This window comes from Stomatobaculum sp., assembly GCF_057248925.1.
Genome location: NZ_DBHIHF010000029.1, coordinates 18,706 through 30,925, shown reverse-complemented (window position 1 = coordinate 30,925; position 12,220 = coordinate 18,706). Strand labels below are relative to the sequence as shown.

Sequence of the window (12,220 nt, the reverse complement as noted above, 5' to 3'; positions counted from 1 at the left end):
TCCAGTTGTGGTGCCTAACGATAGTCAATGTGTCCAGAATTCTGGGTACATATCAGTTCAGAGATATTCTCTTAGCAGCGATTTTATTATAACGACGAAGGCAAGAGTGTGTACAAGTGTAAAACGTGTGTTTGAATACGACAATACTAGGCTGTAAAGTTGGAGTGTAGTGGCCAACGCTTTTTGTAACACCACTGCTTAATGGTATACTCTGCTCTCTTTTCAAATGGAGTCAGATATCCGTTATACGTGTGTGGGCGTATCTGATTGTACCAATCGTAAGCAAACTCTGAAACGGCATAATCCAGTTCTGCTGCAGTTTCAAAACGATACTGATAAATCAGTTCGGTCTTTAAGGTATTGTAATAGCGCTCCATCGGCGCATTGTCATACGGACAGCCCGCACGGCTCATGCTTTGAAAAATCCCGAGCTTCCGGCAATGTTGTACAAACTCTGCGGAAGTAAACTGACTTCCTTAATCCGAGTGCAAAATCAGATTTTGTGGGATGGTCTTTGCACTCGACAACGCTGTTTCAAGCGTACGCACGGCTAGGGAACTCGTGATAAAAGAGCTGTTTTCACTGGCAACAACACTTCTGTCGTATCAATCAATCATGGAACAATGATAGCGCATGGTTCCATTTGTCAGTGTCATATATGTGAAGTCGGTACACCACACACGATTCGGCTGCTCAGGAGAAAAATTCCGCTTTAATAGATTCGGGAAAATTTTATGAGCTAATCCCCGATGGTATGCGAATCTCTTTCGACGACAAATTGAGTATAGTTGCAGTTCACGATTCATGTACTTGTGGACTGTTGTTTTGCTCAATGAGATTCCTTCTCTTTGCAGAAACGCCTTCATTTTACGGTGCCCCATGACACCATGAGAGTCATGGTAAAGTGCTTGAATCTGCTGACAACAATGAGATTTTTGAACGAGATAACCCGCTTTCGCATTTCTGAGGTAGTTGTAATAAGCGTTCGGATGAATGTGTAGCGTTTTAAAAAGCCATCTCAATCCGAACTCGGTCAAGTCTATATTTGTGTGTAAATTACCGATAAGGTATGATAAGTTGCGCAAATTGAAAATCATATAAAAAAGACATGGTTTGCAGTCCTCTGGTAGAATGAAGTTGCGAGACAACACTCAGAAAGGTGACTACAAACCATGTCTGATAAGATTGTACAGTTCAACGAGGAAGTTATCAAGGGGCAGCTGAAAGAACTGGTCCGTGGTAGTGTCGAGGAGACTTTGAATGAGCTCCTGGAAAAAGAAGCCGAAACGCTTACACAAGTGGCTCGTTATGAGCGTAATGAAGCGCGCCAGGGTTATCGAAGCGGACACTATGATCGAAAGCTTACAACGACTTCCGGCGATGTTACGCTACACATGCCGCGTTTAAAGGGAATTCCTTATGAGACTGCTATCATTGAACGCTATCACCGTCGTGAAAGTAGTGTTGAAGAGGCTCTTATCGAGATGTATCTGGCAGGTGTGTCTGTCCGTCGAGTTGAGGATATCACAGAGGCACTCTGGGGAACTAAAGTCTCTCCGGGAACAATCAGCGAGCTGAATGAGAAAGCCTATGCTCGCATCGAAGTATGGAGAAGCCGACCTTTGACAGGGAAAGAATACCCATACGTCTACGTCGATGGAATCTATCTTCGTCGCAACTGGGGCGGTGAATACGAAAATGTGGCAATTCTAGTTGCAATTGCAGTCAATCAAGATGGTTTTCGTGAAGTCATTGGTGCTACTGAGGGAAAGAAGGAGGACAAATCCAGCTGGGTCAACTTTTTTCAGTGGCTGCGCGAAAGAGATTTAACTGGCGTAAAACTCATTGTCGGAGACAAGTGCCTTGGAATGCTGGAAGCTGTAGGTGAAGTGTTTCCGGGGGCCAAGTATCAGCGTTGTACAGTCCATTTTTATCGCAACATTTTCTCAGCTGTCCCGAGATCTAAGGTAAGGCTTGTGGCAAAGATGTTGAAAGCAATTCATGCACAAGAGAGTAAAAAGGCTGCTCGAGAAAAGGCCACAGCCATAGTCGCTGAACTCCAGGGGGTGAAACTAAAAGAAGCCGCCAAGAAGGTCTCAGAGAGCATTGACGAGACTTTGACCTACTACGATTTTCCCAGTGAGCATTGGATGAAGATACGCACAAATAATACGATTGAGCGTCTGAATCGCGAGATTCGGCGTAGAACCCGTGTTGTAGGCACATTTCCGGATGGAAACTCAGCGTTAATGCTGGTTTGTGCCCGGCTTCGTTATGTTGCGGGAATCCAGTGGGGAAATAAGAAATATATGAATATGAAGCACCTAGAGGTGAATGAAGAAAACACCTCCGTTGCAGGCTGACTTCATTTAATCAGAGGATGCAAACTAATTTGCGCATAAATCTTGACGGTACCGTATTTTCTCCTCTGCTGACATTATAATCTATCAGGCAGAGGTGTTACAAATTCACTGTACCACTACAGAGGTGAGTTTGGGCTTTTCTTACGTGTGAAAAAACAGTCATTGAAAAGATGAGGAAGGATTTCTTTTCTCAGTATAAGGGGTAAGACAGAAGGTTTAAGAAAGTAGAGAGTGGATGATGACAGATGGTAGCCATGGATAAATACTATGAAAAAGACAAAGACAAAGACAAAGACGTTAAGGCTGCGAATACTGTAGAGGAGAGGCCTTACAAGTGTTAGGCTGAAAGTTAATAGTTACGGAGATGGTTACAGGAGATGCTTGAGTGAAGGATATTTACGAGTGGCTCTGGAAGAGTTACTTGGTATATGGTAAAATGAAAAATAAAAATGATTGGTGATGCTGTTTTGCATTAGATACACGAAAAGACTGTGTGGCGGATTAATAATGAATGTATATGATTTCGATGGGACGATTTATCGAGGCGATAGTTCAATAGATTTCTTTGTCTTCTGTGTAAAACGTTATCCCGGGATTTGCTTGGGGTTACCCAGATTTGGAATCTATTGTATTCTCTATAAGATGGGGAAGGTTTCAAAGAAAAAGTTGAAGGAGATGTACTTTCGCTTTCTGGCACAGATTGCAGATGTAGAGTGCTGTGTACAAGATTTTTGGGATCAACACGAGAGCCGTATTATGGACTGGTATTTAGAACAGAGGTACGAGACCGATGTAGTAATAACGGCCTCCCCGAGATTTTTGATTTCTGAGATCTGCGCTCGTTTGGGAATAAAAAACCTAATTGCAACCGAGGTTGATTCTACCACAGGAAAGTTTTTGAGTGAGAATTGTCACGGAGAAGAGAAGGTTAAGAGATTTCAGCATAGCTTTCCGAACGCGATACCCACTGCGTTTTATTCTGATTCTTTGTCGGATTCTCCTATGGCAAAAATAGCAAATCAAGCCTTCTTTATATCAGGTGGTCGGTGTGGGGAATGGCCTGCGGACGGAACTTGAATTTGAAAAGTTGAGGCACTTTTGCTTACGACTTTCGAGGCGAGGAATCTGAATAGATTGCGAGTCAATAGATTGATAATTGTGAAGATTAACGAGAACATCAATGGACTGTTTTAGACCTTTCTGACATGTGGAAGAACTACACAGTTGTAGAAAAGAAGTTGTTGTTTCTTGCCTGTATAAATTAACAGAGTTATCGAATGGGAGAGTTGAACGGATTAGGATTCAGGGTGCGGATAAATATAGTGATTGGCTTGTGAGTGCTTAAAACTAATCTATCTTTGAGGGGGTGTCTCAAAAGTGAAAAAATACCTGAAACTATTGCGAGCCAAGCATTATTTTAAGAATGCATTGGTGTTTACTCCGCTATTTTTCAATAGAACTATTTTCACCTCAAAAGCAGCAAATGCGCTGATTGGATTTGTGGCTTTCTGCCTCATATCCTCAGCTGTTTACATATTCAATGACATTCAGGATGCGCCGAAAGATCGACTTCACCCAACGAAAAAAAAGAGACCCATTGCCAGCGGTGCGGTAAGTATCTTCCGGGCCAAGACAATTGGTATGTTCTGCTTGATTCTATCGATAGCTCTTTCTCTTTATGTTGGAAGTTTGATGAGCGTTCTCTTGCTGCTGCTGTATTTCGCGCTGAATATTCTATACAGTTTAGGTCTTAAAAACAGACCGCTTATTGATGTTGTTATTTTGGCTTCCGGTTTCATTATCCGTGTTATATTCGGGGCCGCTCTGACCAACATACCGATTTCAGGGTGGCTCTATCTTACGATATGGACAGGAGCATTTTATATGGGGCTCGGCAAGCGTCGTAATGAGATACAGAAGCAGGGCGATGAAGGAGAGACACGTCCGGTATTGAAATATTACACATATAGCTTTCTCGATAAGAATATGTATGTATGCGTAGCTCTGTCTATTGTTTTTTACGCACTTTGGGCAGTTGAACGTGATAACCCTCTTTTTCTTTGGTCTGTTCCAATCATGATGATTATTCTTATGAAATACAGTTTAGATATAGAGGGAAACTCTGACGGAGATCCAATCGAAGTCATCACTCACGATAAAACTCTCATTTTACTTGTGGCAATCTTTGTAGCCTATTTGGGATTCATCCTTTACTTCTAAATTGTCAGAAAAATTAATACGAATCATCGATGGAGCTGTTTGAGTGTATAGTAGACTTGGAGCTTATCGCAATAATAATGCAAATAAACAGTAGGAGGTGCATCTGATTTTATCGTAAAGACTTATTTTGGTGCGAGGAATAATGCATTGGAATATAGAGGCTTTTAGCCTTGTGCATTACGATTCGGAGATGAAACTATAGAACATATTGCTTGGGGATGTACAGTTCTGTTTTGATGCTTGAGGTAAATAAATGAAATTGGCTAAAATGATTCACAAACTCTTGGTTGTTTATATGACGCTTCCTATCCTGATATTTATTCTTGGATGGATAAAACCATTCATTTCAATACCGGCAGCTGCTATCGTTGTGATAATGGCATACCGCTTTTTAATGGACGAATCGTTTGTGGAGAAGGCACCGAATGTTACAAAAAAGGACATTGAAACGCTAATTTTTGCAGGAATCATCATACTTCTTTGGGTATATCTTTCGGGGGTCGGAAAGTTTGTCTATCAGAATTGGGACCACATTTTTCGCAACTCGATATTTGAGCTGCTTGTGAATAATGAATGGCCTATAATCAAGACATTTCCATTAAATGGCAGAGACACTCCTTTACTGTTTGTCTATTATATCGGCTTTTGGATGCCTGCTGCTATTGTTGGAAAACTGTTTGGACTCACTGCGGGATATGTTTTTCAGATATTTTGGGCATGCATTGGACTTTGGTTGTTCTTTTGGCTCATATGCTGTTTTCTAAGAAGGATTTCTCTCCTACCACTTTTGATTTTAATATTCTTTAGCGGACTTGATGTACTGGGGACAGCAATACTTACCGGGAAAGAGATTTCATTGTTTTCGGGTGAACACCTCGGTTGGTGGGCAGGAATGCAGTTTTCTAGTTTTACAACACAGCTTTTTTGGGTATTTAACCAGGCAATACCGGGATGGATTCTCACGGTTCTCATCCTTTCTCAGGAAAAAAATAAATATATCGTATTCCTTTTGGGAATTAGTTTAATTTTTTGTCCGTTACCGTTTATCGGATTGCTGCCGTTTGTTGTATTTGTGTTGCTTCGTAATGTGAGGAACCAGAATAATATAAAAACCTCATTTGTTGATATGTTTTCAATAGAGAATCTCTTGGGGGGTGGGGTGTCCGGTATTCTCACCTATTTATATTTCAAGGCGAATTCTAGTGGACAGCACGTTGTTTTTATTCCTGTTGCTAGCACGCAGAACGTCGGGTTTTTCTTTAATGTTGTTTTATTCCTTCTGCTTGAAGTGGGGGTTTATGTGCTTGCTATATACAAGTATCAAAAGAAGAATCCGTTGCTCTACATTGCGTTTATATATCTCTGCACTTGCCCGCTTATTGACATTGGATATGGTGGCGACTATTGCATGAGGGCCTGTATACCTGCTCAGGTAGTCATTTTTTTGTTGGTTGTAAAAACTATATATGAATCTAGACAAAAGAAAGACACGATTACTGTTATTGCCCTTACCGTGCTTTTGAGCATTGGAGCCGTTACTTCGGTGCACGAGATTAATCGTACAATACAAAATACGATAGAGCGTTTTCGCTCCAATCTTCCGGTATACGCTGATACACTCTCGGAAGAGGAACTCATGATGGGAGAAAAGGGAACTAACTTTAGGGGAGACGCGCTGAATAGTATATTCTGTAAGTATTTTGCACGCTAATTCCGGGTGAATTAGCGTGGGTAGTTGTAAGGAGTCGGTATTTCCCGAAAATGCATGAATCTAAGCATTTTCGGGATTTTTTGGGTGAAGGTTTATGGTTTAAGAGAAATGAAAAAGTTATGACTGCGCCGGAAGCGACTGATTAAAACAGACATGAAGACACAGGATACCAGAGACTGATTTGAGAGTATACTTCTTTAGAGCTGCCGATAAATGTATTCCGTACTTTAGAAACAGAATGGGGAAGTGTAGAGCCATAACTGCAAGTGACCGATACAGCAGATTTTGTATCTTGCTTCATTACATGATAGGATTCAACCCAATATACCAAGGATGATTGCTGTGGAGAAAGGAAAGCTATGAGAGAAAGGGTGAAAGGACTTACTTATTTCATCATTGCAATCTTGGTAATGCTGAGTTTATACCTTGCCAATTTTTTCGCATCGCTTTATGTTCCTTCACGGCAACTTTTTCTGGACACCGACCGCCTGAATGAAGGGAAAGTCATGGCTTTTGTCTATGACGAGGCACCGGCTGAATTACTGCTTGCCGGAGAGAATTGGTACACAGGTGAAATTCAGAGCGACGGCGCAGCAAAACGGATGGAGGTGCGGATTCGAGGCGGCGCACCGGTTTCCTGTGTGGTCGGCGGAGAAGAGAAGCGAATGCAGCCGGTCAGCCGCTATAGCAGCTCGAAGTATTATGTCGGGACGTATTGTATTTCGCTCGGCGGAAACGGGACGAAGCGTTTGCCCGTCGCCGCGGCCTTGTTCTTCCTGCTTTTCGGCCTCTTTGTCTTAGCCTTCCGTGAAAATGTGCGGGCTAAGAGCAGTTTCAAGGTGTTTGTTTACACAGAGTATGCCGTCAAGGCGATCGGACGGAAACCCATTTTGTTTTCTTTTTTGGTAAGTGCGGTCAGCCTCCTTATTTTCTACGGCTGTGACTTAATCGTCATATCCGACAGCATCATTCTCTGGCAAAAGGGCATCGATATTTTTCAGCTCTTTGCCTGCATCAACCCCTATAAGAATGTAGAACTCTACTTATGGCAGTACGAGGGCATGATGCTTGCGGGCTACGGTCTGCCGTCCTACCTTCTGTACCCGACGCTTCCCTGGTTTCAGCCGGGCGCGTATCACTGGTTACAGTCGTTCCTCTACAAAATGCTCAACATGCTTCTGATGAACGGAACGGTGCTCTCGCTGATGAGTTTCCTCCTGGAGCGGGGTTTTCTCAAAAAGAGCGCGCGCGGGAAGTCTACTATTTCTCTGTCTTTAATCCGCTTTGCTTCTGGATTGCCATCATCTTTATTCAGTTTGACATGCTGCCGGTTTACTGCACTTTGCTTGGGCTCTTGTTGCTCTCGGATGTGCAAAAGAACAAGTGGAGCGCCGCGCTCTTTCTCGGCTTCGGTGTGGCCTGCAAGGTGACTTACCTCATGCTGCTGCCGAGCATGGCCTTCCTCATGCTGACGCTATTTGTGCGAGATAGGAAAGCGAGAAAGGATTGGCTCCTCTTTGGTCTCGCTTTCGGGCTTTTGCTCTTTGTCTTTCTGTTGTTGCCGCGCATCTTACCGACGCCGCTTCGCTTTGCTTACCGGGATCTGCCGCAGACCAAACGTCTCTGGAGGCTTGCCTTCCCCTTGGTCAGCACGGAGATCAGAACCTATGCGGCAATTGTGGGACTGGTGATTGCCTTCCTCTGGAGCGTGCTTCACTGGGATACCAAGGCAGCCATGCCCATCCAGATTTTGAGGACGGTGCTCATGTTGGCGGTCATTATGTTTACCTTCTCAACGCTTACCTTATCCACGCCCTCCTTTTATCTGGTCTCGCTCCCGGCCTTTGTGCTCCTTATGCGGCAGAGCCGGAACCGCTATGAGTGCGTGCTGAAATCGATTCTTTCTCTCTTCGTGGTCACGCAGGTTCTGCTGCGCCCGGAGGGCGATATCACGGCGACTCTCTGGTTCTTCGGGAAAACACCTGTCTTTACCCGCGTCTTGCAGGCGGTCGAGGCGAGCGGCAAGGCGCTCTGGTGGAAGTCGTTTCTCTACAGCGTCTCCTATGGGGCCATGCTGGTCTATTTAAAATTATTCTGGGATTTGGTCTGCAAGCTAGTGGAGAGCTGGCAGGGGGAATAAGCGACAAAAAAAATAATGAGCTGGTATGCTTCAGTGTTAGAGGAGAAGATCTACAAATGTGTATTATTTTCTTGAAATGATTGGTTTATACAGTTCGTTAGAGAAGGGAGGAATTACGGATGGATGCGGACAGCTTAAAGTTTATGCTGGATATAGGAGAAACTGTAGCGGTTGAGTTTAAACGATGTGGAAATGGAATCACAAATGATGTCTATGAAACAGTTTGTTCATTCTTAAATCGCTTTGGCGGGGATATCTTGCTTGGAGTATTAGATGATGGAACAGTAAATGGGATGCCGAAGAGTGTGGCAGAGGATAATGTTCGTAATTTTATCAAATGTATTGGAAATTCGGATCTTTTTTCTCCAACGGTATACTTGGCACCGGAAATCATCGAATACCAGGGAAAACATATTATTCACATCCATGTTCCTCCGAGTTCCGAAGTGCATAGCTACAAAAAGGTGCTTTATGACAGGGTTAACGATGCAGATATTAAAGTGACAGCCACGTCACAGATAGCACAAATGTACATTCGAAAGCAAAATGTCTTTACTGAGAAAAAGATATATCCCTATATTAGGATTGATGACTTCCGCTTGGATCTATTGCCACGCCTGAGAATTATGGCAGATAATAATAGCGGGAATAACCATCCTTGGAGAAACATGTCTGATGAAGAGTTAATGAGAAGTGCCGGTTTGTATGGGAAGAATCTAGAAACGGGAGATGTAGGATATAACCTGGCCGCTGTTATGCTTTTGGGTAAGGATGATGTAATTGCAGATGTAGTACCGGCGTATTTAACAGATGCGCTTCTTCGTAGAGATAATGTTGATCGATATGATGATAGGGAAATTATTAAGACCAATCTAATTGAGAGCTATGAACAGCTCATGGAATTTGGAAAGAAACACCTTCCTGATAAATTCTATTTAGAAGATGATCAAAGAAAAAGCCTAAGAAGTATTATCACACGCGAGATGATAGCAAATACATTGATACATCGAGAATATACGAGCTCATATCAAGCAAAATTTATTATAGGCAGAGAATATATGCGTGTTGAAAATGCAAATAGGGCAGTACAAGAAGCGGTACTAACACCAGAGGCAATGGAGCCTAATCCCAAAAACCCAATTATTGCTTCCTTTTTTAGAAATATTGGGTATGCGGATCAGTTAGGGTCAGGTGTGAGAAATTTATTTAAATATAGTAAAAACTACTCGGGAGAAGATCCTAAGTTCGAGGAAGGTGACATCTTTCGGATTACAGTCGCAATCCCCCAATCGACCACCCAATCGACCACCCAATCGACCACCCAATCGACCACCCAATCGATAGGTCAGCTCTCTTTGTTTCCAATGATGGAGCCGCGATTATTGAAATTGTTAGAGCAAGAACCTGAAATTTCACAAAAAAAGATTGCAGAAAAGCTCGAAATGAATCTAAATACAGTAAAGTACTATATGAGAAAGCTGCAAAATGCGGGAATGCTTGCTCGTGAGGGAACACCGCGTAAGGGAAGGTGGATTGTAAAAAAATAAAAAGCGCCGCCCCGGACAGGATAACTGCCGGGGCGGCACTTTCGTTTGTTATATGCGGGATTTTCGACTCCTTACTCATTGCTCCATGTTCAGTAGCTCATCCATGGTTTTGACGACTACTTTTCCCTCTTTGAACTGCTGCATGGAGCGCTCAAGTTTGGCAAGGTACTCTGCATTGCGACGCAGTTTCTCAATTCTGCAATCCTTTGCTTCGCTGATTGCAATAAGATACTGATTGTGCGGGCGGGAATTCATGAGATTCTCCTTTCTTACGTGAAGAGGCACACATTTCGATGTATATTTCGGAGAAGGACAGTGTGCTTATGAGCTTTGCTCCGTTTTCTTTGCTTCCCGCAGCTCGAGCAGCCGCTCAAACTGAATTTTAACGAGCGTGCCCACCGGCACGGCGAGCAGCATGCCGAGAACGCCGCCCACGGCACCGCCGACCAGGAGGGAGGCGATGACCAGCAGCGGGTGTATGTCAATGCTGGAGCTTAAGAGCCGCGGGTTAATCACATTGCCGTCCAGGGTCTGGATCACAAAGAGGGCTATGAGCGCTGTGACAAGGCGCGTGTAATCGCCGTAGAGGACACAGACCAGGGCGGTGCTGCCGTAAGCGACAAAGGGCCCCACATAGGGAATCAGATTGCCGAGGCCTGTCAGGATGCCGATGATGAGCCCGTAGCGCACGCCGATGATGCTGAGCGACACACTGACCAGGACAGCCATGATGAGCGCATCGATCACCTGGCCGCGGACATAGCCCGCGAAGGCGCGGTCCGCGTCCGAGAAGAAGACGGAGAGCGCCCGGTTGATGCGCTGCCCGAAGAGAACCTTGGAGGCTCGCTTCCAGTAGCGGAGTATGTTCTCGCCGTCCAGGAGAAAGTAGACACAGAAGATGAGCGAGAAGAGGAGGTTCGAGAAGAAACTGCCCATGTTGTTGACGCTCGACAGCATGGAGCCGAGGAAGCGTTCCGCAAGGCGCATCAGGTTCGAGACGGCGCCTTGCAAATAGGCCGTAAAGTCGTTTCCCGCGACAGGGAGCGTGGAGAGCTTCTGCAGCACGTCCTGATAGAAGTTTGAAATCGCGAGACTAAGCTCTTTGGTCATGCGCCAGAGGTCGCTCAAATTGGCGAGCTGCACACTGCTGCTGAGTGCCGAGATGAGGAGGGAGAGCAGCAGGGTGAGGGCAAGCAACACCAGCACAAAAGTAAGGAGGACGGCGAGTCCCCGGAAGGGGTGTGCTTTGCCCTGTTTCGCGGGACGGCGCAGTGCGCGCGGCAGGAGGTCCCGGAACCCTTCGAGGCGCTGCTCGAAAAAGTTCACTGCGGGGCTCAGGAGATAGCAGAGCGCAAAGCCGGTGAGTAAAGGGTGTAGAACAACCCGGAACCAGTAGAAAAAGCCGGTGACAGCGCCCCAGATTTCCGGAAGATGGTCAATGGCGCGGCTGCCGCAGTAGAGCAGGAGCGCGGTAATTAAAACGTAGAGCGAAATCAGAATATAGCGAAAGTTGAATAGTTTTTTCCAGTCCATAGGAATCCCTCAGAAAGTCCGCGTGCTTTTGCCCTATTATAAGGGCTGGATTTTTTTCTGACAATGGTCGTATAATAATCATAGAATACAAAGGGGGTACTTATGGGACAGATCAAAGTGACAACTTGCCCGATTGAGGGACTGTATGTGATTGAGCCCGCGGTGCACGGCGATGCGCGCGGCTACTTTATGGAGACGTATAACCGTCGCGATATGGAAGAGGCGGGACTCAACCTGAATTTCGTGCAGGACAATCAGTCGGCCTCCAAGAAGGGTGTGCTGCGCGGTCTTCACTTTCAGAAGGAATTTCCGCAGGGCAAGCTGGTGCGCGCCATTCGCGGCCGTGTCTTTGATGTCGCGGTGGATTTAAGACAGACATCCGAGACCTTCGGGCAGTGGTACGGCGTGGAACTTACCGAGGAGAATAAGAAGCAGTTCTATATCTCCGAGGGCTTTGCGCACGGCTTTCTGGTGCTCTCCGACTATGCGGAGTTCTGCTATAAGGTGACGGATTTTTATCACCCGGGCGATGAGGGCGGTCTCGCGTGGAATGACCCGGAGATCGGCATCCGCTGGCCGGAGCTCATCGGTGCCTACCCGGGTTCCGCGGATGCCTCGGGCTACACGCTTTCGGACGGCACACATCTCACGCTGAGTGATAAGGATCAGACTTGGGAGACTCTTAAAAACACGCATCACTTCTGAG

12 protein-coding genes are annotated in these 12,220 nt (G+C 45.2%); 8 read left to right on the top strand and 4 right to left on the bottom strand.

Annotated features, from left to right (window positions below; translation table 11 throughout):
* Window positions 1–146: 146 nt before the first annotated feature.
* Both ACO4XG_RS09765 and ACO4XG_RS09760 read right to left on the bottom strand, forming a co-directional pair.
* Window positions 147–425: an integrase core domain-containing protein gene (locus ACO4XG_RS09765; RefSeq protein ID WP_485129699.1), complete on the bottom strand. Its 279-nt coding sequence runs from the start codon at window positions 423–425 to the stop codon at window positions 147–149.
* 180 nt (window positions 426–605) lie between these two features.
* Window positions 606–1,097 carry an IS3 family transposase gene (locus tag ACO4XG_RS09760; RefSeq protein WP_485129698.1) on the bottom strand — a complete coding sequence of 164 codons (492 nt, stop codon included), beginning with the start codon at window positions 1,095–1,097 and terminating at the stop codon, window positions 606–608.
* 75 nt (window positions 1,098–1,172) lie between these two features.
* Between ACO4XG_RS09760 and ACO4XG_RS09755 the strand changes: the two genes are divergently transcribed.
* The 7 genes from ACO4XG_RS09755 to ACO4XG_RS09725 all read left to right on the top strand — a co-directional run bounded on the left by ACO4XG_RS09755 (window position 1,173) and on the right by ACO4XG_RS09725 (window position 9,981).
* Entirely contained in the window at window positions 1,173–2,363 is a 1,191-nt protein-coding gene (locus ACO4XG_RS09755) for an IS256 family transposase (protein WP_485129697.1), read from the top strand.
* 507 nt (window positions 2,364–2,870) lie between these two features.
* Window positions 2,871–3,440: an HAD-IB family phosphatase gene (locus ACO4XG_RS09750; RefSeq protein ID WP_308507782.1), complete on the top strand. Its 570-nt coding sequence runs from the start codon at window positions 2,871–2,873 to the stop codon at window positions 3,438–3,440.
* Between the two features lie 300 nt (window positions 3,441–3,740).
* Complete coding sequence (locus tag ACO4XG_RS09745) at window positions 3,741–4,583, top strand: UbiA prenyltransferase family protein (protein ID WP_308507781.1); 843 nt, start codon at window positions 3,741–3,743, stop codon at window positions 4,581–4,583.
* A gap of 253 nt (window positions 4,584–4,836) precedes the next feature.
* Window positions 4,837–6,294, top strand: coding sequence for a hypothetical protein (locus tag ACO4XG_RS09740; RefSeq protein WP_308507780.1), 1,458 nt, complete (start codon window positions 4,837–4,839; stop codon window positions 6,292–6,294).
* Between the two features lie 506 nt (window positions 6,295–6,800).
* On the top strand, window positions 6,801–7,724 hold the full coding sequence (locus ACO4XG_RS09735; protein WP_308507779.1) for a hypothetical protein: 924 nt from the start codon (window positions 6,801–6,803) through the stop codon (window positions 7,722–7,724).
* Window positions 7,616–8,434, top strand: coding sequence for a hypothetical protein (locus ACO4XG_RS09730; protein ID WP_308507778.1), 819 nt, complete (start codon window positions 7,616–7,618; stop codon window positions 8,432–8,434). The genes ACO4XG_RS09735 and ACO4XG_RS09730 overlap by 109 nt, the downstream gene beginning before the upstream one ends.
* A gap of 119 nt (window positions 8,435–8,553) precedes the next feature.
* Entirely contained in the window at window positions 8,554–9,981 is a 1,428-nt protein-coding gene (locus tag ACO4XG_RS09725; RefSeq protein ID WP_308507777.1) for an RNA-binding domain-containing protein, read from the top strand.
* Window positions 9,982–10,056: 75 nt separating this feature from the next.
* Here the strand turns inward: ACO4XG_RS09725 and ACO4XG_RS09720 are convergent, their stop codons facing one another.
* Complete coding sequence (locus ACO4XG_RS09720) at window positions 10,057–10,236, bottom strand: hypothetical protein (protein WP_308507776.1); 180 nt, start codon at window positions 10,234–10,236, stop codon at window positions 10,057–10,059.
* A 66-nt stretch (window positions 10,237–10,302) separates the two neighbouring features.
* Window positions 10,303–11,514: an AI-2E family transporter gene (locus ACO4XG_RS09715; protein ID WP_308507775.1), complete on the bottom strand. Its 1,212-nt coding sequence runs from the start codon at window positions 11,512–11,514 to the stop codon at window positions 10,303–10,305.
* A gap of 102 nt (window positions 11,515–11,616) precedes the next feature.
* Here ACO4XG_RS09715 and rfbC point away from each other — a divergent pair, with 102 nt between their 5' ends.
* Window positions 11,617–12,219, top strand: a complete 603-nt coding sequence (gene rfbC, locus ACO4XG_RS09710; RefSeq protein ID WP_308507774.1) for a dTDP-4-dehydrorhamnose 3,5-epimerase — start codon at window positions 11,617–11,619, stop codon at window positions 12,217–12,219.
* Window position 12,220: the final 1 nt, after the last annotated feature.